This window comes from Clostridiisalibacter paucivorans DSM 22131, assembly GCF_000620125.1.
GTDB classification, from domain to species: Bacteria; Bacillota; Clostridia; order Tissierellales; family Clostridiisalibacteraceae; genus Clostridiisalibacter; species Clostridiisalibacter paucivorans.
In genome coordinates, this window is the sequence record NZ_JHVL01000019.1 from 32,978 (window position 1) to 57,948 (window position 24,971).

Sequence of the window (24,971 nt, forward strand, 5' to 3'; positions counted from 1 at the left end):
GCACCTCCATTATGCTTTTTGCTGAAGCACTTTGATGGCTTCAGGAAGAATCAATTTTCCATCAACACGCTGAGTGGCAACAAAACCGACTTGACCAGTAGCTGCATAAAGCTCATTAAGTCTCTTAAATACACGACCTTGACGATCCGCTACCCAGTAGTAACCAAAGTCACCAAAGATAATAGACTTTGCAGATGCAGCGATAGTAGGAACATAAGCTGAAGTGTAAACAGGTCTATTTAAAATAGTGTCTGGCGTTCCAGCCTGAAGTGAAGGCTGCCAGATGTACTGGCCCTGACCATCTTTTAGTTTTCTAATGGCCTTAATGGTTGCATCGTTCATAACAAATACTGCCTTGTTTCTGTATGGCGATTTAAGAGAGTAGAAAAGGTCTAAAATCTCATCAACATTAATGGCAGTAGCACTTGCCGCAGTGACACCGACCTGGGCTCCACCTGTAGCTGCAAGGATCCCTGTTGGTTTACCGGTACCATCTCCAGTGAAGAATGCATCTTCTTCTTTGTTACCAATACGTCTTGCAAACTCTTTAGCAATGTAATTTTCAAGATTAAAGATACTGTCATTTAGAAGCTCTTCTGAAACCTTGATCATGGTTCCCAGCTTATAAGCACCAATAGAAACCTGCCCAAAGCTATCGTCACTTTCAGGAATTGCACCTTCTTCATCAATCCATGAAGCAGTACCTTTTGAAGCAACAACAGGAATCTTACGATCACCTGAAGAAGTAGAAATTACATTAGCAAGCTTTCTAAAGATATTCTCTTCATCAAGGGCCTGAATCAAGGTACGTTCAAATTCATCTGGTACAAGATAACCGCCTTCAGTATCGGTTCCAATTTGTAGTGCGTTTCTAATTACTGGATCAAGCCCCTCTCCAGAACGAGTACGCATAGCATTCCAGAAGGCTTTCTGGTATTCTGCAGATGCTCTGCCACCTTTTGATTCCATGCCTTGCAAGATAGGCTTTCCAGTAAGAGGTGTGTTCAAAGGTTTTGAAAGTTCACGATCCAGTGCTTCTTGTTTTTCAAGACGGTCAATTTCCTTACCAAGGGCAACAACATCTGCTTCCATTTTTTCATAGGTTGCAGTGTCTTCAGCAGATACAATACCATCTGTACCTCTTTTTGTGTCCAGGAATGCCTTAGCAGCTTCCCAGGATTTTGCTCTTTTTTCACGTAGTTCAAGAATTTTATTCATAGTATTTTCCTCCTAATATTTAATGACTAATTAAAGAAAGCCGCTTTTCCAGCGACTCAATTGGGGTTCCAGTATCTTCTTTTGTTATTTTGGGCTTTACCTTATCAAGTAAAGAGTTGGTAACAGCCCGACGACTGAAAGCATAGGTGAAATCCTCAGTCTGGTCGCGTTTCTTTTCATCCTCTAAGATGGCGTCAGCAAAACCAAGTTCTATGGCCTTTTTGGCATTAAGCCAGGTTTCAGCATCCATTAGATGGGAGAGCTTTGTTCTTGACTGACCCGTCTTGATTTCATAAGCGTTTATAATGCTCTCTTTAACTTCTGAAAGCATAGCAATGGCTTTTTTCATCTCTTCACTATCGCCAATGGCTACTGTCAGTGGATTATGCACCATCATTAGGGCTGTTGGCGCCATAAGCACAGTTGTTCCTGCCATAGCAATGACAGAGGCAGCTGAGGCTGCAACACCATCAATTTTTATGGTTACAGAGCCTTTGTAATCCATTAGCATAGAGTAAATCTGACTAGCTGCAATGCAATCACCTCCTGGAGAATTGAGCCAAATAACAATGTCACCCTCACCAGCACTTAGTTCTGCCTTAAATGCTTTAGGGGTGACATCATCGTCAAACCATGAATCTTCGGCAATTACGCCGTCTAGATAAAGTGTTCGAACGCCAGTGTTTTCATCTAGCGCCCAGTTCCAAAATTTCTTCATTTAGGATCCTCCTTTTCTTTGATATTTGCGAACGCGCCTGCGTCCTGTAGCTTTGTCATGGCACCGTTAATAAGATAAAGATCACCACCTAATTCTTCTGGAATCCTATCCAGATTTTCAAGCTCTCTAATATCATTAGCACTCATCCAACCATTCTGTCTTGCAGTGGCATAGCCACTCATACGGCTTACATAGTCACCACGTAGCAGGCTGTCCACATTGAACTTGATAAATACATTGGGCTTTTCGCTTTCCATGAGAAGTGCCCTGCACATGGACTGCTCCCAGCGAACCACCCAGGGATCGAGGGTGTATTTTACAAACTCAAGTGATTGCTGCTCGATGTTACTAAAGGATGATTTCTCAAGATCAGCAAGCATATGGGGTGGGACCCTAAAGATACGAGCAATCTCATTGATCTGAAACTTTCTGGTTTCAAGGAACTGAGCCTGTTCAGGAGAAATACCTATAGGCTGATACTTCATCCCTTCTTCCAGTACAGCAACCCGGTGGGCATTGCCACTTCCTTGGTAGGCAGCGTTCCAAGACTCTTTTATCTTCTGAGGGTCCTTGATGGTACCGGGATGTTCTAGAACACCTCCAGGTGAAGCCCCATTAGCAAAGAACTTAGCTCCATATTCCTCTGTGGCAATAGCAAGTCCCACAGCATTTTTAGCCATAGCAATAGGTGAATAGCCTACCAGTCCATCAAAGCCAAGTCCTGGAATATGAAGGACATCTGACGGTGAAAGGTAGACTTGATTATCTTTGCCAAGAGAAGGGACATCTTCACTGCCACGCTGATACAAATAGAAAAGCCGACCACTTGAATCGCGATCGACAGTCATTTTATTTGGCATCAGTGGGTAGAGAGAAATCACTTCACCACGTGCATTTCTAATAATCTGAGCATAGGCATTTCCCCATAACAAAAGATGACTCATCAGTGTTTCTCTAAAGGCAAAAGAAGTCATCTCAGGGTTTGGTTCATCATGAAGTAATTTGTAAAGCGGGTGTTTTAGGTTTTTCTCCTTGCCACCTGAATCATTGTATTTGTAAACATGAAGTGGAAGCCCTGCTAGCGTCTCGGATAATATCCTCACACAACTGTACACTGCGGTCATTTGCATGGCGGTTTGCTCATTAACTGGTTTACCAGCACTGGTACTTCCAAAAAAGAAGCTGTACCGGCTACCACCAAGAGCGTCTTTAGGCTTGTCTCGAGCCTTGAATATTCCTTTTAGTATTCCCACGGACATCACTCTCCTTCAAAATGGGCATGAAAAAAGCACCTCTTTTGAGATGCTTACTATAGATACCGTTTAGGTCATATATTATTTATAATTTTCAAATTTCACTAATTTGTATTCTCGTAATTGTTTTCATCAAACAGGTAAACAATTTCTCCATTCGGTGCCTTTATGTTCATTTTGTCAAAATAGGGTTCTCTTTGCATATTAGAACCTGCTACAAAATGTGTTACCAAATATTCATGAGTAAATCCCAAACTATCAACAGCTACGACGTTAGAAGTGAGAATTTGACCATCATTCATAGAATATTTATCATCAATATCAAGTGTAAAGTTTCCGCCCAAGCCGCCTTCTTTTTCCAACACCACGGGAGTTTCTTTTATGATTTTATCATCCACTTTAATGACATATTTAATATCGACAAAAGAGTTGTTCTCCTGTGATGGCTTATAATCTATACCAAGATTTCCTTTTGCACGATATTGATTTGAGCCATAAGAAGTTTCTCCAGAAAAATTCGCAAAAATATGTGGGAATACTTGCTCTTTTATGCTAGATACCATCAATCCATTATGTTCTTCAACACTCTTTACACCATTATCTTGCATAATAATCTTTGGAAAAACACTGTCTGATATTTCAAACTCCTTAGTAGTGGAGTACTTCAATCCTGATTTCTCAAGCTGGACAATTTCTCCGTTAAAATCAAGAGATACCAACATAGTTTCTGTTATCATCTTTGGCTCTATCGTAAATGTAATAGGCACAGTAAGTGTACCAACATCAAGATTTCCTACTTTTACTGAGGTTTTATGAATTAAACTTGCTTTAGCCTCTAGTTTTTCGTCAACATTTTGATAGATAGAACTAATTTGATTATCGAGTCGATTTTCAACAGAACTTATTGTGTAATTAGTATAATCAATTCTGCTTTGCAGTGAATTTATCTTTACTAAGGAATATAATTGCAAAGCTATAAGTGCAGCGATTAAAATATACGACTTTTGTTTTTTCATTAAATATTTATCCCTCCTTTTTATATCAAGTGCTCTTTATTGATTGTGTTGAAACTATTATATATTTATCTCTAATCAACATTAGCCTATTGTATTTATTCTAACATATGGAGGGTAACATTAGAAGAATAATAGTCCACGATCATCATAAACAGAATTACCAGATTCTCCTCCACAGCGGATTGCTCGGTCTAGAGCCATGATGGTTGCTACAGCGCCATCAATCTTCTCTGTGGATTTTTCTTTGTCTGCTTTTATATTCCCAGCCGGATCAGTCCTAATGAAAATATTGTCTATCATCCACCTGAGAACAGGATGACCGCCATGAGCTATTTTTTCTTCTAGTGTGAGTTTCATCAATTCCTTTGTAGGTGGAGACATGTCTTTAAAACCCTGACCAAAAGGAACAACAGTAAAACCTAAATTCTCTAAGTTCTGTGTCATCTGCACTGCTCCCCAGCGGTCAAAGGCAATCTCCCTGATGTTATATTTCATTCCCAGGTCTTCGATAAAAGCTTCAATAAATCCATAGTGGACCACATTGCCTTCGGTGGTTAGAAGGAATCCTTGTTTTTCCCATACATCATAATTCACATGATCCCGTCTAACTCGTAGGTCAATGCTATCCTCTGGTATCCAGAAGTAAGGAAGGACTACATACTTATCATCTTCATCTTCTGGTGGAAAGACTAGTACAAAAGCTGTTATATCTGTGGAAGACGAAAGGTCCAGTCCTCCATAACAGACCCGACCTTTAAGTGATTCAGGATTAACTGGAAAAGCACAAGCATCCCATTTATCCATAGGCATCCAGCGAATGGCTTGCTTAACCCACTGATTTAATCTAAGTTGCCTGAAACTATTTTCTTCAGCAGGATTTTGTCTTGCGGACTCATAAGCCGCTTTTACTTTGTCCATACTGACAGTGATACCAAGGGATGGATTTGCTTTCTTCCATACCTTTGGATCTGACCAGTCATCTTCCAAGTCAGCGCCATAAATCACTGGATAAAAGGTAGGATCGGTTTTTCTACCATTCATAAAATCAAGAGCCTTTTGATGGACTTCCCAGCAGATACTGTTTTGATTATCCCCTGCAGTGGTGATTAAAAAATATAGTGGCTGCATCCTGGCATCACCACTTCCTTTGGTCATAACATCAAAAAGCTTTCTATTTGGCTGGGTGTGTAGCTCATCAAATACAACACCATGAGTATTAAAACCATGTTTATTTCCAACATCAGCAGAGAGTACTTGATAAATACTTCCAGTGGGTTGGTAAATAAGTCTTTTCTGTGAGTCCAGAATCTTTACTCGCTTGGATAAGGCTGGGCACATACGTACCATATCTGCTGCTACATTAAATACAATGGAAGCCTGATTACGATCGGCAGCGCAGCCATAAACCTCTGCACGTTCTTCGTTATCACCACAAGTGAGTAGCAGGGCAACAGCCGCCGCAAGCTCACTTTTTCCCATCTTCTTTGGTATTTCCACATAAGCAGTATTAAACTGACGATAGCCATCAGGTTTTAAGGTGCCAAAGAGATCCCGGATTATTCTCTCTTGCCAATCTATCAGTTCAAAAGGCTTTCCTGCCCAGGTTCCTTTGGTGTGAGAGAGGCATTCGATAAAACCTACTGCATAGTCCGCCATCTCTTTGCTATAATGGGAATCTTTCCCCATATAGACAGTGGGTTTATACTTTTTTAATTTTCGGATATGCGGACACCTCCTTACATAGTGACATAAAAAATAGACCCTAAGGTCTTCTATAACGAGGAAAAGAGCTATTACACCCTGTTCCTATGTAAAATATAATCTTGTTTTTAGCCTGTCGGTTTAATCTTCAATCGCAGTGTAGCGAGGATATTCGTAGCCTTCAGGATTGGTGAGTATCTTTTCACCGGTGTCTTTGTTAATGACCCTTATACATCGAAGCTCACCTTTTTCATTAATTCCTCCATCTGATTTCTTGATCCAAGGCTGGTCCTCTAGAAAATTACTGGTGAAATTTTGAAACTCTAGATCACCGAGCTCTACTTCTCGAACCACAGTGTAATCAGATCCTATTACGCCATCTTCCTTTGCTTCTTCAGTTGCTTCTTTTAGTTCCTTTATACTGTAGAACTTTCTACCAAATAATGCCTTCATTAGAATGCCTCCTCAGATCTTTCTTCGATTACTTTGCAGGAATCAACACCATAAACCACACTGAGGTTACTGCCATTGTCCCATTGAACCATTATGGATCCTATGTCACCCACGCCCCACACGGTGCCTTTTGTGCCCACAGGTGGTGCTTGCGCATCATCCATCCAAAGAAGCTCGACCCTGGCGCCAGCGGGATACTGCTTGCGCAGGTGAGCCAGTTTTTCTTTACTTATCGGTTTCACTAGGGGCACCTCCTTTGAATGCACTGCTGCCAGAAAGATTTTGAAGGAGAATCTTTCTGTGGGTTTTAAATTCTTCTCCGATAAATCCAAGGCGGAGGAGGAAGCACCTAAATGCGTATTTCTCATTGTCGACTTCTTTCTCTTTTACGGTGATCCTCTTTTGAGTTTTCGCCATCTCACAAAGCTTCGTGATGAACTCCGAGTAGGCTTTTATCTCATCTGGATTTGGCAACTCTGAAAACCAAGGGAAGCTAATGCGTTCTTCATCGTCTTCAATGGGAAGGGCATCTACACCCAGTGCCTTTTTAATAAGATTTCCTTTAGCTCCTATGAGTCTCTTAAGTTTCTCCAAGTCCTCATCGGAAAGAGAGTCTTTTGGTATCTGGATGATGAGCCCAGTTTCCTCAGGTTCTGCTGCAGCAGGAGCTGGTTCTTCTACTTCAGCTTCAAAGCCTGCATCTGAAAGGTGTTGCATTAGCGACTTGATATCCTCTGGTGCCACTTCACTGTCATAGTTTAGCTCTCCATCTTTTCCAATGTTGTAAGGACCAACTTGGTAAGCGCAGGATGGAACACCCAGGTACTTTGAGGAAAACTCAGTGATTTGGCTAATGAGATTCACCAGCTTTTTACGTTCTTGTCCACTTACGTTGTAATTAATATTCATAATACTTGACCTCCTTTTTATTCTTACTACATATATCACTCTAAGTGATGTAAATAGCAAGTCTATCTTTCGATAGTTCTCTTATTTATTTTCTAGGAGGTCACTATATCGGTATTCTTTTCCATCACGAATAAGGTAAACTTCATCTGCTGATTCAACACTCGAAATAAACCTTTCAACAATTACATCGCAGAACTTCTCATCAAGCTCAATGGTGTGACAAATTCTCTGGGTTTGTTCACAGGCAATAAGCGTACTACCTGAACCGCCAAAGGGATCCAGGACGATGCAGTTACTAAGACTTGAATTAAGAATTGGATGAGCCACAAGCGCCACAGGCTTCATTGTTGGATGAGATCCATTCTTCTTAGGTTTTTCAAATTCCCATATAGTCGTTTGCTTTCTATCAGCATACCACTTATGCTTGCCTTTTTTCTTCCAGCCAAAGAGCACCGGTTCATGTTGCCACTGGTAAGGAGACCTACCAAGAACTAGAGATTGCTTTTTCCAGATGCAGGTGCCTGATAGATAAAAACCAGCATCTGAAAAGGCTTTTCTAAAGTTAAGCCCCTCTGTATCTGCGTGAAAAACATAGATAGAGGAATCCTGGGCCATCACAGCTTCCGTATTAGCAAAGGCAGCCAGTAGGAAATCGTAGAAAGCAGAATCGCCCATGTTATCATTTTTAATTTTTCCAGCAGACCCTTCGTAGTTCACATTGTAAGGGGGGTCTGTCACCACCAAATTTGCTTGCTTTCCATCCATAAGGATCATGAAGGTTTCAGCCTTGGTAGAGTCACCGCAAGTAAGTCTATGGGGTCCGAGCTTCCAAACGTCACCAAGTTTTGTCATAGCTGGTTTTTCAAGCTCGGCATCCACATCAAATTCATCATCATGAATGCCATCCTTCAAGGAATCTTTAAATAGATCATCCAGCTCAGAGGGATCAAAACCTGTAAGGGAAACATCAAAGTCTGCACCCTGCAGGTCAGCAATAAGTAGGGCCAGTTTATCCTTATCCCAATCACCGCTGATTTTATTAAGAGCAATGTTGAGAGCCTTTTCTTTTTCTTCATCCATTTCAATAACTACGCACTCAACTTCATCCATTCCCAAATCAAGGAGCACTTTTAATCTCTGGTGGCCACCTACAACTCTTCCAGTAGTCTTATTCCAGATAACAGGTTCGACATAGCCAAACTCTTCAATGGAGCGCTTTAGCTTTTCGTATTCTGCATCCCCAGGCTTTAAGTCCTTACGTGGATTATAGTCAGCGGGGATGAGGTTTTTAGTCTTCAATTTTTCGATCTTCATATCTTTCCGCCGCCTTTCTTAAATTCAAGTTAAAGTCTACATTCTCCCAGGGGAATAGACAGGAATTAAAATGTCCATAGGTTGCTGTATCGGAGTAAATTGCATTTCTAAGTCGCAGCTTTTCGATAATGGCCGCTGGACGTAGATTAAAGGTTTCTAGAACAACCTCACATAAATGCTCATCACTGATTATTCCAGTTCCAAAAGAGTTAACACTGACTGCCACTGGATTTGCTTTTCCGATGGCATAAGAAAGAGCGACCTCACATTTATCAGCAAGCCCGCTCCAAACAATATTCTTTGCAATGTATCTGGCCATATAGGCGCCGCTCCTATCTACCTTGGTTGGATCCTTTCCACAAAGTGCGCCTCCACCATGAGAAGCTAACCCACCATAGGTATCAACCATGATCTTTCTTCCTGTAAGTCCTGTATCAGCAGCAGGGCCACCTTCCACAAATCGTCCTGACGGATTGATGAGAATTTCCGTATCATCATCCAGCGGGAAATCTTCAAAACACTGCCAGAGAACATTGTTTAAGATATCTGATTCTAGTTTCTCCATTGTTTTATCCTTGTAATGCTGAACAGATACCACAACTGTTTTAATGCAAATAGGTTTATCGCCATTGTACTCAATAGTGACTTGAGCCTTTCCATCTGGCAGAATCCCCTTGATGATTTTACCTTCGCGACATTCATCAATGCGCTTAACAATTCTATGAGAAAGAAGTAGTGGCAAAGGCAGCTTTTCTCTTGTTTCATTTGTTGCATAACCATAAACAGTGCCTTGATCGCCAGCACCGATAGAACCATATGGGTCTATAATTCCATTTCTTACTTCAAGAGCCGTATCCACGCCAGAAGCAATATCTACACTTTGATGATGTACAAACACAGATACTCTAAATTTCCTTGGGTTATATCCAACTTTACGAAGTACATTTTTTACAATGAGACGAATATTTATTTTTTCGCTGCAGGTGATCTCGCCCGCCACGATAATCTTACCCTTAGTAGCCATAACTTCACAGGCTACTCTTGAGGCCTTATCTTTTCGAAGGCATGCGTCTAAAATACTGTCTGCAATTAAATCACAAAGCTTATCAGGATGTCCCTTACATACACTTTCTGCAGTTTTATAATTTTTACTCATTTCATAATCTCCAATCTATATTATTTTCCCCTTCGAGCAGAAAGAAGTTTTTCCATCACATCATCTTGGGGATTTGCTCCTTTGTAATCACCAGTAGAGTTTTCTTTTACAATCTGAAATATCTCAAGCCACAAACGATTGGTCTGGTTCATGTAGTTTTGACCTATAGAAACGTAAGGACTTTGAATAGCATTTCCAGTAGTAGGGTGCTTGGCAAGAAATCCATACTCCGTTATAGCTTCTTCACACTGAATCCAACGGGCAACACTCATAGCATATCGCTCTAAGAGCTGGGGAGAAACTAGGGCAGAACACCCACGCTTATCAAGCCACTTCCATGTTGTTTTATAAATTTCACCTGCGACCAGAGCTTTACCATCTTTTTGTATAGCTTCAAGCATTTTATTTGGTTTTGGCATTTCTTGTCCTTCAAGATCTGCAGTATTTGAAAACTCCATAACGGTGAGTTTCCTACCGCCCAGGTTACCTTCAGATATTTTATCAGCTAGCGGCTTCTTTTTTGCCCCTGCACCAATACGAGGGCCGCCTCTATTTGTACCATCTTTTGCCAATAATCACACCTCCTTTTTGGGGATTGGCCTATACCCTTGTTTGATTCTGCGTTTTTTCACACGATGCCCCAGCCCGCTGTCCAGAATTTTTAGTCGTAGGGATTTTACCTCCCCCACCGGTCGCCACTCTCAGCAGTGATCTTTGAGTGGCAAGACTTACAAAGGGCCATCAGGTTACTGGTTTCATTGCCACCACCTTTTGATAAAGGGAGGATGTGGTGGACTTCTTCTGCAGCTTTAATCCTTCCGTTCTTTTCACACTCCTCACAAAGAGGATGAGCTTTGATATAGCGGTCTCTTATTCGTTTCCAGGCCCTGCCGTATCTTTTATTGGACTTAGGATCTCGTTGGTACTGGTTGTAACGCTTCATAACAATCTTTTTATGTTCACTGCAGTACTGTCCACTGTCTGATAGTTTGCTGCAACCGGGGTAGGCGCAGGGTCGTTTAGGTTTATATGGCACTGCTTCACCTCCTTTTGGGCATAAGAAAAGCCCTGCAGGTCGAACCCACAAGGCTTAAGTTTATTCTTTTTGCTAATTATACTATAACACAAAGGTGACTGTGGTATCTTGTTGCAAAGTGTTGCAAAGTGTGCAAATTATATTTTAATTGGGACATCTGGAAGCACTGCATGTTTAAGGGCTGCATTGTGCCACCTATAAACCGTTGTCCTGTCAGCATCAAGTGCATCGCCTATTTGCTCCCAGGTAAAGTTATGAACGTAGCGGTAGCGTAGAACCATGCGTCCATCAGTATTAGACACTTCATTGATGACAAATCTAATCTGTTCTTTTAGGGCTATAAGATTATCTACTTCCGCATTGATCCTTCTTTCCAAATCCATGATTCTTTCCACGCACCTTACAAATTTTGCTTCTTCGCATCTTGAAGTTTGAACTCTTTCATCCCAACTAGGTGAGGATACACTTGTTGCCATTTCTCTTAAACTTTCCATTTCCTCAATGTTTGATTGGATTCTTTTATCTAGCCTATAGGCCTGATGCAGGTATTCTTTTATTTTCATTCACTTACCTCCGATCTTATTTTTTCGATTAGGAAATTCCCATCAACAGAGGTAAGTTCTCTATACCAACTGGAGCGAAAGAACCTCTCCACCTCTTTTATAATCATCTTTGCTGGCTCATAATTAGATCTTTTTTCAAGTTTATTTAAAGCCCATCTATAATCTTTAACTGCCATTAAAATTATGGCATTTGCTAAATTTTCATAAGGATCAGTCACCTTTTCACCTCCAGTTTAGCTTTCACTGCCTCAATTAGAGAGTTTTGAGTTTTTTCTTTTTTACTCAGGGCAGCCATCACATTTTCATCAATGGTACCCTTAGCTATAATGTGGTGAATGACAACCGTGTTCTTTTGCCCCTGTCTGTAGAGACGAGCATTGGTTTGCTGGTAAAGTTCTAGAGACCAGGTCAGACCAAACCAGATCAGGGTGGATCCGCCACTTTGAAGGTTAAGTCCATGTCCTGCACTTGCTGGATGAATAACAGCTATGGGGATATTCCCTTCGTTCCACTCTTTTATATCTTTTGATGACTTTAGCTGCCTTACAGTAAATCTCTTCTGAATGCGTTCCAGATCATGTTTGTACCAATAGGCCACAAGAACAGGTTTACCGTTGGCCCCTTCAATTAGATCTTCAAGGGCATCAAGTTTTCTATCATGAATGACATGCGTCTTGTTCTCGTTATCATAGACAGCGCCATTCGCCATTTGAAGAAGCTTTCCTGAAAGGACTGCAGCATTTATAGCATCTATCTCACTATCACCTAACTTAGTGACCATGTCTTCTTTAAAGCTTGAATACACCTTCAACTCCTTTTCATTCATAGAAACCGGCACCTTGTTTATGACGCATTCTGGCATTTTAAGATAATCGATAGATTTCATGGAAATGGTGATGTCCGATATTTGCTCATAGATTTTATCTTCTGCTCCTGGTATGGGCTTATATGAAAAGATGATCTGACCATTTCGTTTATCCGGTTTAAAGTATGCATTTCTATAGTGGGTTATATATCTACCGAGTCTTTGGCCCATATCAAGAATTCGAAACTCTGCCCATAGGTCCATAAGTCCATTTGTTGAAGGTGTTCCAGTAAGCCCTACTATTCTTTTTACTTTGGGCCTTACTTTTAAAAGACTTTTAAAGCGCTTAGCACTATAAGATTTAAAGGATGATAATTCATCAATAACCACCATATCAAAATCAAAAGGAATGCCACTTTTACTTATAAGCCAGTCTACATTTTCACGATTAATAATATAAACCATGGCCCTTTTCATAAGAGCTTCTTTTCTTTCTTTTTCAGTTCCCACTGCTACTGAGTAGGGTAAGCCTTTTAGATGGTCCCATTTTTTGATTTCTGCAGGCCAAGTATCTCTAGCGACTCTTAGGGGAGCTATAATCAGTACTTTTCTGATTTCAAATCTATCAAGGCATAGATCAAATATTGCAGATAAGCTTATCACGCTTTTTCCAAGACCCATTTCAAGAAAAACCGCAGATATTGGATGGGATAAGATAAAATCCATTGCATAGCTTTGATACTCATGAGGATTGTATTTCATCAAGCACCCCTCCAATCTGATCTACACCATCAATGCAGTAGACCAAAAAACCTAACGCTTCCAGTTGCCTTTTTCGTCTTACCTGCAGAGGCCGCATCTTTTTACCCGGTGCTTTTAATTCAACAAAGGCCATTCTTGCCATGGGAAGAAGTACAATCCTATCTGGCACACCATCAAACCCTGGACTAGTGAATTTAAGGGCCATACCTCCCATAGCTTTTACTGCTTTTACTAGTTTTTGCTCTATATATTTTTCAGTCATTTTTTTTCCTCCCATCTGACACAAGAATCACAAGTTCACAACTATTCCCCTATATTTACTTACGCGCGTGCGCTCACAGGTATTTACTATGTGCTTTTAAGAAAAAGCATTTTGAATATAAGGGAAAATCTTGTGTTGTGTTGTGTTCATCATTTCCCGTATTGGTAGAGTCGTTGCCTGCCATAAATCGGCAAACGCTTAATACTACTGGTACGTTCCCAACCAGGAATCTGGGCCATAAGGGCAGCAATCTGGTAGCTATCTGTAGCCTTTAACTCTGAAAGGTTCCTATTAAGACATTCGCACCATATCTCAGCATTGCTTACCTCAGTTCGGGTAATCGTCCCAGTACGCTCTAAGCTTCCAAACTCACTGCCATTTAGGTAGTTGCGGCGGGAGTATAGATCCATGCTATCCCAGTCATCTGGTAATTTTGTATTCAGGTACTCTTCCACCATACCAACACGCTCATCAGCTTCCATGGCACCCTTTTGCGCTTTTTCAGCTTCCTCTAGAACGTCTCCCTCCAGATACAGCTTTTCACCTGACTTCCATATTTCTTTGGCTTCCGCCCAGAACTGGCGCCTATATTCTTCAGTGAAGTACCAAGACTTTTTCTGTTTTTTCTGGTGAACTTTTATAATCCAGAAGCGTCGGTTACCTGTAATATCACGAAGGTATCCACGCTCACCATTAACTGTTGCGATGATGATGCACTGCCTTGGATGACTTTCAACTACTCTGCCATAAGATGGCCTGTACTTATCATCTGATGTGGAGAGGAATGCCTTTACTTTTTCAATGTCAGCTTTTTTCATACCGGCAAGTTCACCAATCTCTACCACCCAGAAGCCTTGAAGTTTCTCAGCACCTGATTTATCGTCCATATCAGTAAGAGACAAGGTTTCTGAATAATAATCTGATGAGACTAGGTCTTTTACAATAGTACTTTTTCCAATACCCTGATCTCCATCAAGCACAGGTACGCAGTCGAATTTAATGCCTGGAACATAAATACGAGCTACTGCAGCTGCAAAGGTCTTACGAGTCACAGTGCGGATATATTCCGTATCATCTGCTTTTAGATATTTAATAAAGAGATCTTCCACGCGTTTTACACCATCCCAAGCTGGCAGCGCATTTAGATAATCCCTAACTGGGTGGAACCGCCTGTCATCAGCTACTTTTGTAAAAGCCACATCATGGTTTCTACTTGAGAATGGAAGGTAGCGGATATCAATAACCGACTTAAGCTGGGCTGTATCAGCATCTCTCCAGAAAGCATTGCCTTCTGGTCTTCCCCAAGGAAGTGGACCCTTCACCTGGATTCGATTGGCCATCTCGTTAAAGGCAAAGCCCCTAAAATCAGGATCGTTATTAAGAATTAGGTTTAAGTTGTAGACGCTATTTTCCAGCACTTGGCTTCGGGGCTGGTATCTAAGTTTCTTCGTCCAGTCTCCATCAATATTTTCAAAGTCCACTTCCGCTTCAGTTAATCTTTCAGCAGTAGCTTGCTTTTTCACGTCTTCATCCTTCATGGCAAACTCGCACATTTTTTTAAAGGATGCTTTATCATCACCATCTCCAAACTTATGAGTACGAACAATATCAAAGGCGTTACAAAGAACTAAATATGCAGGGTCTTTGGCATGGTGACTATAAACGAATTTACCACCTTCAATAATTTCAACACCAGCCATGCTGCTTGACTCAGTAAGGTGGTATCTATTTCCATTTTCTGTAGGCTGGTATATATCGTGAAGAAATTTATCTAGTGCTTTTGTTATAGGGAAATAGACCCTGTTAAAAAGTCCGACAATACCGTCCTTTTCAAGAGGATCTTCCACCTTCTTATAGCTTGCTGTGTTGGCCTTACTCTCCCTAGATGATGTGGGCAGTCTTGTAGGGTCTGTCCACTGGGGATGAGCTGTTAATATTTCATCTGGATCAAGCCAGGCCTTATCCACTTCTTTATAAACAAAGTGTCCATTTGAAGATGTGCTGGGCCAATACATCAGCTGATTAGGTTGATAGGAGCATTCATCAAAGTTGTCCATGCCAAGCATCTCTGCCAGATATCTTGAAACTGCAACAAATTCTTCAGGCGTCACATCTCTTGTTAGTGGGAAAACCAGCCTGACTCTTGGACTGTCTTCTGTACTGCTGTGTGTGGTATACAGGGCCGATGTATAGGGCGCTCTAGACTCATAATTATCTAGAAAGTCTTTATCAATCTTGTCCCCATCTAGGGCAATCATAGAACGCAGGTCTACCGCGTCAATTTTTCTTCTCCCATCCTTTAACTCACCAGCAACAAAACCTCCATGATCCTTGGCATTGTCCTTTTGTGATTTACTGAACTTGGCATATTCTTCAGCAGACTCCGTTGTTCTAATAGGAACTTTTAATCTTTCCTTTAAATCTTCAAAGGTGATTGTTTTATTGACCCATTTCTTTGCTTGCCGGCTATTTCCGTAGGCAATGGCTAGATTACGCACTTAGCATCCACCTCCTCAAAATCTTTATTGAAATATCTAACACGCTGCTTTCGTTTATTTGCCTTTTCTATTTCAATACGCATACCTCTTGAAATGGTGTCACCAAGAACCCATACTTCCTGGCATTTACCCATAAGGATGATGTCCATGAAAATGGCGAGTTCTCTTTCTTCTTCATTTGTATCATCCATAAACTGCGGAAACATAAGATGCGGAGCCAGAGGAATATTCCCCTTTTCTAAGGCAAAACGACAAAATTTCTGTGCACGTTTAACATTTCCTTCGATATCTCCACTAAAGGGTGAACATATATATACAAGAGGTCTAAAGGCGGGTTTTAATGCAGCCTTCTCGTCTTTAGTAATATTGGTGAGCGCTTCAAAAGGAGTCGGGTCATGGTAGCCTTCTGAATTATATTTATTTATGCTCATAAGACTTGCCTCCCCTCTTAATTTTTTTGCTGCACGATTCACAGTATACTGCTGTGCCAAAAAGATCACTCTCACCATCGCTTAGAATTACCCCTATATCTACAGAGACCTCAGTGCCACAATTAGGGCAGTAGCAAAATACATTTTCATCTGTAATTTCTACAGTTATCTCCATGGAATCATTAAGTCTTTCTTTCACATAAAACATAGTAGCCCTCCTTAGTTCTTTTCTAATTGTGTCTTGTACCATTCCAGATGACGCTTGCGCTGCTGATAGTCTGGAACAGCTACCAATAGACCAACATCAACTTTTTGCAAAGCTTCTAGCATCGTAATCTGCTCATCAGATAAATATGGTCTGATGCTTTTTCCTTTTTCAATTCCATTTGCCAATCTAAATTGCTTAGCTGACATTCCTACAACGATGCGATTTAACATGTCACATTCATTACTAAAGTGATATGGCTTTGGATTTTCATGCAGCAATTTTATGTTTGCTGTTAATAGTGGAAATTCTTGTCTTGCAGACACAAGGGTTTTAATGAAACTTTCCATCTCGTTGAACCTACGAATATAAAGCTCTTTAAACTTCATTGCTTTTTGCCCTGTGTATCCCATGACCAGCATTGTGAAACCATCACGAGTCATGAAATAGCAAGGTAGCTTTCTACCTGTACTGTCCTTGTAGAAACTTGACTTAAAATTAGAGTGAATAAAATTTTCACTCAGCCCAGATTTGGGCTCAGTAATTCTTGTAATATCTCGCAGGACGTGTTTGTGTTGTTTTTCAAAGAACTCTGCTACAAATAAACTGTCAACTCTTGCCGTATCATGGGTGTCGGCAAATACACCATATTTGTCTTTAGGTATTAATTCTCTCATCAGAATTACCTCCTTAATTTTTTTGAAGGTTTTGACCCTTCTAAGTGGTAGCCTTAGGAAGAAGTCAAATCTGACGGTTTTTATATTCTTTTTGAAGTTTTATTGTTGCCCGCTTTAATTTCTGAGTGATATTATTTTCATCAGCTCCTATAGTTCTTGCATATTCACGTATAGAAATGCCATTTATGCGAACTGCAATAAAAGCATCTGCCCACTCTGGTTTCTTAACTAAGACTTCTCGGATCCACCCAGTGATTTCTTCATTTTCATAGTCTCTACTTCGTGAATCTTCATCAGATGAAGTGCACAGATAGTCCATAATGTTAAAGGATTTATCATCTGGTTCTGCCTGGATATATCCTGCTTTGCCGTTCATTTTCTTCATCTTAGGAGTAGCATCGATATGTCTGGTTTCTCTTCTCCAACCGTTGTATTCACGCTTGTTGATAAGGTCAAATACTTCTTGTACCGTTTCACAGCGTTTAACCTCATCTTTCTTTTCAGGCTTAGCCTCCGCAAGACGCTGCTCATAGTCGATGTCTAGCATTAAGCTGTAATCACCATCTGGGATTTCGATGGTGGTGTAGAACTTGTGGCCGTTTTTGATGTTGTCTTCATACAGTACTTTAATCTTCATTTTGTACTCCTTTCCGTCCGGGCATTGACGGCGGAGTACAAAAAGAGCCTGTGGCGAAGATGACCACAGACTCCACGTGTCCAAAATTGGGCGCAGGAAATCACGGTGGGTGCATCTTCATTCCAAACACAGTCTTTATCACTGTGTTCTGAACTCTTATGCATCCCGCCGTCCTAATGCGCATCTCGGACATTGAGATTGATTTTCAGGAGGTTTGTCTCCTGTTATGGTAATGATAATACTTTTGCTCTTTTTGCCCGTTGAACAAACTTCAACGGTAAAAGAACATTATTTACTGCTTCTATTCTTGATAACTATCAAATTGCTATGAAATCGCACATTATTTGGTTAATATCCGTTGAAGAAAGTTCAACAAAAATAATTTTGAGCAAAAAAAAAAGACCAGACTTTGTTTAAGTCTGATCTTTCATAGAATATATTTATTTCCGCATCGGAGGTTGATGAATTAAATAATGATAGGTTTGTTCCTTTAGTTCTTCATAGATATCATCATAATCAGTTGCCCATTTCAAATGCAGAAGAGTATCATATATGCCATTCTCTTGACCTTTTTTCCCCGGTATTTCGGAATTTAAAGATATCTCAGCAAGTTGCAGCATCTTGTTACTAACGCGAAATGGAATACTTATGCCCAAACACGTAGAAACAACATTAAGTTTTGTGAGGTTTGCACTCTTTCTTAGGTTACTAATAGTATTATTATCTAACCCCGTAGTAGACTTTAACAGTCTTACAGAATAATTACATATATGCTTGCTCATCAGTTTTTTAAGTGCATTTCCAAAGTCAAGTCCACTTATGGCTATCAACATTTCATTTGATATTTCATTTACAAGCCCATATTGAGTTAATAAATCTTCACTAATTTCATCATAGTAATTAAAAGACTTGCTCGCCATAGCCGCAGGCAATGTTATATAATGCAATTCTCCTGTTTCATCATCAACTACAAATTGAAGGAAACACTCTTCCTCATGCTCTTTTGCATAATTTGTAAGAAATATTCTTCCATTCTCATCACGTTGTATATATTTGCTATCGTAGATACAAAGCTTGTCTTCTACATATGCAAAACAATCTGTCTCTAACATACAAGCCAATGCATTACTTTTTGAATAATAACTATTCAGCGTTGCACTCTTCACAGAAGATACACTGGATTTTCCTTTCATTTTTTCTTCTGTTAATACAACCCCTACTTTTTCACTATGTTCAATTTCCTTTTTTTCTTTTATACCTTCATTATCATCAACATTATTATAAGGATCCTCTCCACCAGTCAAGAGGAAATGTCTCAAGTATCGATCTATATACATAGCGAGCCTTGATTCTTTATAGTTGTCCTCTTTAACCATTAAAAAGAATGACCTTGCTTTTTGAGGGTCAACAGTAGCTTTTAATTCATCAAATTTCCCGTGAGCCTCTATGGTTTCTTTTGTGACTTTTCTTTCTAACATTTCATGAAGAAGTTTTTCATAGCATCCAAGTCTTCTTACGACACGTTTAATTCTTTCATTTTCTGCACTTTTCATCATTTCTGAGATATACTCTCTAAACGATTTACCTGGAATAATACTAATATTTCCGGCCTGAATATCGTGGATGAAAATATTTGCATACTTTTGTTCTTCTTGAGATAGCATAGAAAATGACTTATGAAGTTCTTTAAGCGTCTTATCAAAAGATTCAGCGTCATATTCACTTTGGATCAACTTCATGAATTTCTCAAATCTAGAATTCATATAGTCTGCATCAATTTTTTCAGTATCATATTCCGTAATATGTGTGTCTATTTCATACGGAACGTCTCCACCAGGCCCACTTCCTCCACCTTTAGCCAATTCTTTATATCTAGCAAGAAGAATATAGTAAGTCATTTCATCAAAATGCATCACAATACTATTACCATCTTCATCATCATATGTTTGTTGACTCCAAATAAAACCTTGTATTATAGCTGCCTCTAAATGAGTAGAAAATTGCTTAAATAGCTTAGCAAATTTAGCTTTAACCGAAGTCTCATCTGGTAATCTATCAAAATCAGTAACTCCTGCATTTTTAAATAATATCTCTATCTCATCGTATAAAAAATTCATATTCCTTAGATTATTTGGTAATTTATCAACAAATAAACCTGTTGGAATATCCCCTGAATACGCTTTTACTGCAGCTTCAATATTTTTCTCCATAGTATTTGGACGTCTATAATACTTAATGATACCAAATGGTTTCTCCGCAAGATTATACAAACGATTAGTTCTTGAAAAGGCCTGAATTAAGTTCTCATACTCCATTACCTTATCTAAATACAACGTGTTAACCCATTTAGAATCGAATCCTGTCAGCATCTGATTTACAACAATAACTATATCAATTTGCTCATCCCGAGTAATTCGATCGTAAGGTTTTTTATGAGCCAATCTTAAGCTAACATCTTTTCTGAATTTATCATATGAAGGAATAGTAAACGACTGTGAGAATTTGGCATTATAGTCTTCTAAAATTTCAACAATTCCATCCTCTTTTTCTAGAGAGCCACCACCTTCATTATCTATAGTAGGATCAAACACTGCTGTAATAGATAATTCAGGCATTTCTGCTTTCATTAGTCTATAGTAAGCAACAGCCTCAGGAATACCACTCGTAGCAAATATTGCATGAAATTTTCTTCCGCGACTATAAATAGTCCACTTTTTCTTAATATCTGTGATAACGCCATCTCTATATTCTGGAGTTTGATACTGTTCATTTGGTATAAAGTCTTCTATACCTTTAACCCATTTTCCATCAATGTTCTCACCATACATCTTGATTTGAGACGAATCCATATATTTAAAAAACATCTTCTCTTTTTGAGGGTCACCCATAACTTCTTCCACCGTGGACGCTTTAGCCTTTTCAAGAGCAACCACTTGTCTTAAATCAGAATCATCATAGATTTTTACCATATATGGGTCAAATCCTAAAACATTTTTATCCCTGATGCCATCGGCTAAAGTATAACGATGAATTTCATCCCCAAATATCGTTGGCGTTGTACTATCTTTCTTTATGTTAACATCTTGAATAGGAGTACCGGTAAAACCAAATATTATTGAATTCTTAAATGTATTCTTAATAGTCGTAAGCATTTCACCAAAAGTAGAACGGTGACATTCGTCAATTATGATTGCTATCCGTTTTGATTGTATTATCTTTAAATCAGCTTTATTTAGTTCCAGTGCCTCCTCAGAAATATTACTTAACTTTTGAATCGAGGTTACTATTAGAGTATTATCTAAATCATCACTTCTAAGCTTTGAAATAAGTATATCTGTATTCTCAGTAGCTTGCACAGATTCTGTTTTATTCGAAAATGACCTATACTCTTTTAAAGACTGAATTCCTAACTCTTTTCTATCAACCAAGAAAATAACCTTATCTGCATCATGCGAACTTGCAATTAGCTGGGCTGATTTAAAACTAGTCATAGTTTTGCCAGATCCAGTAGTATGCCATACATGACCACCTAACTGGTTATTATCTTTCCAGTTCTTTTTCGCAACCATATCAGCAATACCAATTGCTGCATAGTACTGATAACTTCTCATTACTTTCAATGTACCTTCATCAGCATCAGCAATAGTATAAAACCCAATAAGCATGTGAGCCATTGGAATGTTTAGCAACTTAGATATTACTTCATCCCATTTATTGATTGGCTGATTATTAAAATTTGCCCAATGAAAATAGAACGCTTTATTAAACTTCATACCTTCTCCTGGATTGGCAAAATAAACAGCTTCTTCTGGTTGCATTGCAACGAATACCTGTATTAATGAAAACAGGCCTCTAAAGACACCTTCGTGGGAATATTTCTCGATCTGATTATACGCTTCGCTAACAGGTATCCCACTTTTTTTTAATTCAATATGAATAACTGGCATACCATTTATCAATAGCATCAGATCTCCACGCCTATTATTCAGTATCGGTGATTTCGTAGGGAAATCCGGCTGCTGTACGATTTGATATCGACTTTCACCGTATGCGATTTCTTGTCTATCATATATTTTCAAACTAATCTCTTTACCAAAGTGCTCCTTGTCATCTGGATTATCTCTTTTAATAGCCACGCTTTTTCCATTTATAAAGCCGTTTAACTTGATAGGAGATTGCAACAGATTTATCTGCTCCATAATCTGTTGCATTTCTCCATCTGTCAACGGACATTCATTTAGTCTATCTTTCTGGCGATTATTATTAAACAATATCTCAGCCCAGTTTTTTAATAGATCTTTTTCCGAAGGATGCCTAATTACTTCTGATTCCCAACCACATTCTATCAAGGCTTTTATTACCGCTTCTTCAAAATCTGTTTCTTTATCAAAATACAATTTCATCCCCCCCCCTAAACAAACATTCTTTCCATACACGACGACTTGATATTTCTTAACTTCTCAACTTTACGCTGTTGGAGTGTAATGAGATCATCTAAATAACTAAAATATTCAGCAATCCGTTTTTGTTCTTGATAATCTTTTGAAATTAAAATCTCAATATCACTCAAAGCTGGATATTTTAAGTTCCAGTTGTCAGATGTTATCCCCTGTGAATTAATTTGAAACTTTTGAATCATATCAGGACGTTTGAATAAATAAGAAATACACTTTGAGTCAACCCCCGCATTTGGAGCAAGCACTGTATAAGCTGGACTAACTATACCTTCATATGGAGAGTATCCACTAGCCCCTTGCCACATTCTCATAGAGTTATATGCTATGTCTCCAACGCATACCTTTTTATACTTTGATTTATCATCATTAGAATTATCATGCCTTCCAAGTTCTGAAAATTTCTTAACTCCATTATTTATAGTCACTGAAATCAATTCTCCATCAGGCATACTTTCAACTCTCTCTGAAAAACACTCTCCAAGCTTACGTGTTTCCCAAGTATCATTAAATCCGCTAAATCTAACTTCTGGCACACTTTCACCCTCAATAGGAAACATTTTGTCCAACATAGATTTTTTTACAATGATTAATTTATCAAGCTTGCGATATTGAAGGGTTATAAGGTCGTCTAGGTTAGAGAAAAAGGTCGCGACCTTCTTTTGTTCTTCAATATTTGGGGGATAGCAGATATAAGTATTTGTTAGTGCTGATTTTGAAATCGAATTTACTTTAGTCCCCTGCATCAAAGGTAAAAGCTGATCATGATATGAGTCTGAATTCATATAATACCCTAAATACCCAGATGCAAATTTTACACTTGGTCTGCATGGTATTGTATGTAGTCCTGATAATATCTTTTCATTGTTAAAACCAATGATTTCACAACATTTCCCAACCGATTCATCTTCGGCAGCATCAGCAATAATTACATCACCATTTTCTAAATAAGAAGTGAGATATTTATCTAAAGAGTTATTATCTATAATCTTTGGTATTAGAGCTTTATTTACATCTAAACATTCTCCATATTCAACTAAAATATCACCATAGTGAACATTTAATACTTCTCCATTTTCATAACTCAACTGTGCTCTTGAGAATGAATTATTCTGTAAATGATAAAATACATTTTCAAACTCATCCTGTTTCCAATCATCAGTAAAACCTTTAAATCTGATTTCAGGCATTATTTTATTTTTAGTCATCACTCTACCCCCAAAATCTTCTTTAATTCTGATAATCCTTCAATGTCATAGGTATTACCAACAAGCTCATCAAACATATTTGATAATATTTCACTTTTGTTTTCGATTTGATTTTCAATGTCAGAAAAGGTAGTGCTATACTTGTCATATAAATGAATTACTTTACTAATCAATTCTTCAATAATTTCATCTGGAATAGCAAATATTGAATCTACTAATGGCTTTATCCATTTCAATTCTAGAAGATACAGAGACTTGTCTTCATCTAGATTTTCAATAGTTTCTTTAGTTTTAATGTGAAGATCTTCTGATTTCTGTTTTAGATCTTTTTTTGCCTGTTTTTCTTCTTCCATAAGAGATAATACAGTCATTATTTTATATTCAAATGTATCTTCTGGGAATTCATATGATCTTTGTAATTCCATTATTCTATTTCTAGCGGAGCCTTTCTTATATGTCCCATCAGCACCTTGCTCAATTAAATGCCATTTAACTACATCACAATTATTTATATAATCCAGCTTTTCTTTTTTCTTAGAGAGTTCCAAATATTTTTTTAACGCATTGATTTCATCACTTTCCACATCACTAAGGGCTTCTGCAACAAAACTCCTAACTTCTTTTACTACAAAAGCATCGTTAGTATCATTTAGCACACTGCTATCTCTTTCTTCTGCGTCAAGTGAATCGATAATCTCTGCATACGAAGAAGTGATTTCCATTAACCTTTTTTCTATCGCGTGAATCTCATTAAAGTCTTCTGTAAGAATCTCTCTTTGAACTAACTCAAAAGGTAATATATGTCCCTTCCATCCATCTTGTACTTCTGGAACTTCATCGTCGTTAGCTTCTTTCTTTTTCTGAATCATGTTAGGGTCAACTTGATTGATAACCTCAAATCCTTCTGTCTGAATCATTTCCAAATCTGTAGAAATCACATCCCAATTATCTGAAAGTATCTGATACGCTTTATATTTATCTGCAATTTTCACATTCTCAATTCTTGCGAAAATATCTTCGCTTAACTTTTCTTTCTCATGTTCAGGAGATACATCAAGAATTTCTTCAATTAAATCATTTTTAAGGTTTTCATAAAAATCACTAAACGCATTTGAGAATACTCTCTTATAATTTTCCAACGATACATGAGATTTAATGGCTGTTCTAATATCATCACATTTTACAGATAAATATTCATCAGAAGTTTTCTCAAAAATTGCATCTTTGAGTTTTGGAAAGGCCTCCCAATACTCAACTAATTGGTCTACTTCCTTTACAGGTATTCCTCCAAACATAGTTGCATGAATGTCCCAACTTTCTGCAGGTTCTAAACAATTAATATAACGAGGAATATTAAGGTTATAATCGTTTTCTCTAATGGCTCTCTTCGTTACAAGAGCAGAATACTTTTCTCCCCCTGTGTTAGAATAGTTGTCATATAGATGTTATAATAATTGTGAGTAAAGAAAGGATGACAATCTATATGAAAAATAAGAGCTATAATAAAGAATACATTGAAGATATATTAAGGCAAATATCTCCGCCAATAAATAAAAAAGTATCACAGGTATCTAAGGAAACAGGAGTATCTACAAACACTATCTATGGGTGGAAGAGAAAAGCTAGAATAGAAGGCAAATTAATACCCAATAGTAATCCTAATCGACTTAAGAGATGGAGAAAAGAAGATAAACT

The 24,971-nt window shown here is 38.6% G+C and carries 25 protein-coding genes; 1 reads left to right on the top strand and 24 read right to left on the bottom strand.

The window, feature by feature from the left end; all coding sequences use genetic code 11:
• Positions 1 to 9: 9 nt before the first annotated feature.
• From Q326_RS0107755 to Q326_RS17000, 24 genes are all read right to left on the bottom strand, one after another.
• Positions 10 to 1,218: a phage major capsid protein gene (locus Q326_RS0107755; RefSeq protein WP_026894859.1), complete on the bottom strand. Its 1,209-nt coding sequence runs from the start codon at positions 1,216 to 1,218 to the stop codon at positions 10 to 12.
• A 19-nt stretch (positions 1,219 to 1,237) separates the two neighbouring features.
• Positions 1,238 to 1,936 (bottom strand): head maturation protease, ClpP-related, encoded by a 699-nt coding sequence (locus Q326_RS0107760; RefSeq protein WP_026894860.1) that lies wholly within the window; start codon positions 1,934 to 1,936, stop codon positions 1,238 to 1,240.
• Entirely contained in the window at positions 1,933 to 3,189 is a 1,257-nt protein-coding gene (locus Q326_RS0107765; protein WP_026894861.1) for a phage portal protein, read from the bottom strand. The genes Q326_RS0107760 and Q326_RS0107765 overlap by 4 nt, the downstream gene beginning before the upstream one ends.
• A 104-nt stretch (positions 3,190 to 3,293) precedes the next feature.
• Positions 3,294 to 4,205, bottom strand: a complete 912-nt coding sequence (locus Q326_RS0107770; protein WP_026894862.1) for a hypothetical protein — start codon at positions 4,203 to 4,205, stop codon at positions 3,294 to 3,296.
• Positions 4,206 to 4,325: 120 nt separating this feature from the next.
• The gene (locus Q326_RS0107775) at positions 4,326 to 5,861 is read right to left on the bottom strand and encodes a terminase large subunit (RefSeq protein WP_250160324.1); all 1,536 of its coding nucleotides are present in this window, start codon (positions 5,859 to 5,861) and stop codon (positions 4,326 to 4,328) included.
• Between the two features lie 186 nt (positions 5,862 to 6,047).
• The gene (locus Q326_RS0107780; protein ID WP_026894864.1) at positions 6,048 to 6,359 is read right to left on the bottom strand and encodes a hypothetical protein; all 312 of its coding nucleotides are present in this window, start codon (positions 6,357 to 6,359) and stop codon (positions 6,048 to 6,050) included.
• Entirely contained in the window at positions 6,359 to 6,601 is a 243-nt protein-coding gene (locus tag Q326_RS0107785) for a DUF4314 domain-containing protein (RefSeq protein WP_026894865.1), read from the bottom strand. The genes Q326_RS0107780 and Q326_RS0107785 overlap by 1 nt, the downstream gene beginning before the upstream one ends.
• Positions 6,585 to 7,268 (bottom strand): hypothetical protein, encoded by a 684-nt coding sequence (locus tag Q326_RS18770; RefSeq protein ID WP_026894866.1) that lies wholly within the window; start codon positions 7,266 to 7,268, stop codon positions 6,585 to 6,587. Before Q326_RS18770 ends, Q326_RS0107785 begins: the two co-directional genes overlap by 17 nt.
• Positions 7,269 to 7,349: 81 nt before the next feature.
• Positions 7,350 to 8,582 carry a site-specific DNA-methyltransferase gene (locus Q326_RS0107795; RefSeq protein ID WP_026894867.1) on the bottom strand — a complete coding sequence of 411 codons (1,233 nt, stop codon included), beginning with the start codon at positions 8,580 to 8,582 and terminating at the stop codon, positions 7,350 to 7,352.
• Positions 8,557 to 9,738, bottom strand: coding sequence for a methionine adenosyltransferase (gene metK, locus Q326_RS0107800; RefSeq protein ID WP_026894868.1), 1,182 nt, complete (start codon positions 9,736 to 9,738; stop codon positions 8,557 to 8,559). The genes Q326_RS0107795 and metK overlap by 26 nt, the downstream gene beginning before the upstream one ends.
• 20 nt (positions 9,739 to 9,758) lie before the next feature.
• On the bottom strand, positions 9,759 to 10,310 hold the full coding sequence (locus Q326_RS0107805; protein ID WP_026894869.1) for a P27 family phage terminase small subunit: 552 nt from the start codon (positions 10,308 to 10,310) through the stop codon (positions 9,759 to 9,761).
• A 104-nt stretch (positions 10,311 to 10,414) separates the two neighbouring features.
• The gene (locus Q326_RS0107810) at positions 10,415 to 10,774 is read right to left on the bottom strand and encodes an HNH endonuclease (protein ID WP_026894870.1); all 360 of its coding nucleotides are present in this window, start codon (positions 10,772 to 10,774) and stop codon (positions 10,415 to 10,417) included.
• Between the two features lie 137 nt (positions 10,775 to 10,911).
• Entirely contained in the window at positions 10,912 to 11,337 is a 426-nt protein-coding gene (locus Q326_RS0107815; RefSeq protein ID WP_026894871.1) for a DUF1492 domain-containing protein, read from the bottom strand.
• Positions 11,334 to 11,555, bottom strand: coding sequence for a hypothetical protein (locus Q326_RS0107820; RefSeq protein WP_026894872.1), 222 nt, complete (start codon positions 11,553 to 11,555; stop codon positions 11,334 to 11,336). The genes Q326_RS0107815 and Q326_RS0107820 overlap by 4 nt, the downstream gene beginning before the upstream one ends.
• Complete coding sequence (locus Q326_RS0107825; protein ID WP_026894873.1) at positions 11,552 to 12,904, bottom strand: DEAD/DEAH box helicase; 1,353 nt, start codon at positions 12,902 to 12,904, stop codon at positions 11,552 to 11,554. The genes Q326_RS0107820 and Q326_RS0107825 overlap by 4 nt, the downstream gene beginning before the upstream one ends.
• Positions 12,885 to 13,166 carry a VRR-NUC domain-containing protein gene (locus Q326_RS0107830; RefSeq protein WP_026894874.1) on the bottom strand — a complete coding sequence of 94 codons (282 nt, stop codon included), beginning with the start codon at positions 13,164 to 13,166 and terminating at the stop codon, positions 12,885 to 12,887. The genes Q326_RS0107825 and Q326_RS0107830 overlap by 20 nt, the downstream gene beginning before the upstream one ends.
• Positions 13,167 to 13,315: 149 nt before the next feature.
• Positions 13,316 to 15,664 (bottom strand): virulence-associated E family protein, encoded by a 2,349-nt coding sequence (locus Q326_RS0107835; protein ID WP_026894875.1) that lies wholly within the window; start codon positions 15,662 to 15,664, stop codon positions 13,316 to 13,318.
• Positions 15,652 to 16,095, bottom strand: coding sequence for a DUF7768 domain-containing protein (locus tag Q326_RS0107840; protein ID WP_026894876.1), 444 nt, complete (start codon positions 16,093 to 16,095; stop codon positions 15,652 to 15,654). Before Q326_RS0107840 ends, Q326_RS0107835 begins: the two co-directional genes overlap by 13 nt.
• Positions 16,082 to 16,303: a hypothetical protein gene (locus Q326_RS0107845; protein ID WP_026894877.1), complete on the bottom strand. Its 222-nt coding sequence runs from the start codon at positions 16,301 to 16,303 to the stop codon at positions 16,082 to 16,084. Before Q326_RS0107845 ends, Q326_RS0107840 begins: the two co-directional genes overlap by 14 nt.
• 11 nt (positions 16,304 to 16,314) lie before the next feature.
• Positions 16,315 to 16,977, bottom strand: coding sequence for a Rha family transcriptional regulator (locus Q326_RS0107850; protein WP_026894878.1), 663 nt, complete (start codon positions 16,975 to 16,977; stop codon positions 16,315 to 16,317).
• Positions 16,978 to 17,041: 64 nt separating this feature from the next.
• Positions 17,042 to 17,614, bottom strand: coding sequence for a hypothetical protein (locus tag Q326_RS0107855; RefSeq protein WP_026894879.1), 573 nt, complete (start codon positions 17,612 to 17,614; stop codon positions 17,042 to 17,044).
• Between the two features lie 440 nt (positions 17,615 to 18,054).
• Positions 18,055 to 22,011, bottom strand: coding sequence for a type I restriction endonuclease subunit R (locus tag Q326_RS0107860; protein WP_026894880.1), 3,957 nt, complete (start codon positions 22,009 to 22,011; stop codon positions 18,055 to 18,057).
• A gap of 14 nt (positions 22,012 to 22,025) precedes the next feature.
• A complete protein-coding gene (locus Q326_RS0107865; protein ID WP_156936272.1) occupies positions 22,026 to 23,276 on the bottom strand; it encodes a restriction endonuclease subunit S in 1,251 nt (416 codons plus the stop codon).
• Positions 23,276 to 24,571: a hypothetical protein gene (locus tag Q326_RS17000; RefSeq protein ID WP_245592073.1), complete on the bottom strand. Its 1,296-nt coding sequence runs from the start codon at positions 24,569 to 24,571 to the stop codon at positions 23,276 to 23,278. Before Q326_RS17000 ends, Q326_RS0107865 begins: the two co-directional genes overlap by 1 nt.
• Positions 24,572 to 24,759: 188 nt before the next feature.
• Here Q326_RS17000 and Q326_RS0107875 point away from each other — a divergent pair.
• A partial coding sequence (locus tag Q326_RS0107875) for a transposase (protein ID WP_034601585.1) occupies positions 24,760 to 24,971 on the top strand: 212 nt, incomplete at its 3' end.

Coding starts and splice junctions, on each gene's coding strand:
- Q326_RS0107755 (WP_026894859.1), bottom strand. CDS start 1,218: ATGAATAAAATTCTTGAACTACGTGAAAAAAGAGCAAAATCCTGGGAA.
- Q326_RS0107760 (WP_026894860.1), bottom strand. CDS start 1,936: ATGAAGAAATTTTGGAACTGGGCGCTAGATGAAAACACTGGCGTTCGA.
- Q326_RS0107770 (WP_026894862.1), bottom strand. CDS start 4,205: ATGAAAAAACAAAAGTCGTATATTTTAATCGCTGCACTTATAGCTTTG.
- Q326_RS0107775 (WP_250160324.1), bottom strand. CDS start 5,861: ATGGCGGACTATGCAGTAGGTTTTATCGAATGCCTCTCTCACACCAAA.
- Q326_RS0107780 (WP_026894864.1), bottom strand. CDS start 6,359: ATGAAGGCATTATTTGGTAGAAAGTTCTACAGTATAAAGGAACTAAAA.
- Q326_RS18770 (WP_026894866.1), bottom strand. CDS start 7,268: ATGAATATTAATTACAACGTAAGTGGACAAGAACGTAAAAAGCTGGTG.
- Q326_RS0107795 (WP_026894867.1), bottom strand. CDS start 8,582: ATGAAGATCGAAAAATTGAAGACTAAAAACCTCATCCCCGCTGACTAT.
- metK (WP_026894868.1), bottom strand. CDS start 9,738: ATGAGTAAAAATTATAAAACTGCAGAAAGTGTATGTAAGGGACATCCT.
- Q326_RS0107815 (WP_026894871.1), bottom strand. CDS start 11,337: ATGAAAATAAAAGAATACCTGCATCAGGCCTATAGGCTAGATAAAAGA.
- Q326_RS0107825 (WP_026894873.1), bottom strand. CDS start 12,904: ATGAAATACAATCCTCATGAGTATCAAAGCTATGCAATGGATTTTATC.
- Q326_RS0107830 (WP_026894874.1), bottom strand. CDS start 13,166: ATGACTGAAAAATATATAGAGCAAAAACTAGTAAAAGCAGTAAAAGCT.
- Q326_RS0107840 (WP_026894876.1), bottom strand. CDS start 16,095: ATGAGCATAAATAAATATAATTCAGAAGGCTACCATGACCCGACTCCT.
- Q326_RS0107845 (WP_026894877.1), bottom strand. CDS start 16,303: ATGTTTTATGTGAAAGAAAGACTTAATGATTCCATGGAGATAACTGTA.
- Q326_RS0107850 (WP_026894878.1), bottom strand. CDS start 16,977: ATGAGAGAATTAATACCTAAAGACAAATATGGTGTATTTGCCGACACC.
- Q326_RS0107855 (WP_026894879.1), bottom strand. CDS start 17,614: ATGAAGATTAAAGTACTGTATGAAGACAACATCAAAAACGGCCACAAG.
- Q326_RS0107865 (WP_156936272.1), bottom strand. CDS start 23,276: ATGACTAAAAATAAAATAATGCCTGAAATCAGATTTAAAGGTTTTACT.
- Q326_RS17000 (WP_245592073.1), bottom strand. CDS start 24,571: ATGTTTGGAGGAATACCTGTAAAGGAAGTAGACCAATTAGTTGAGTAT.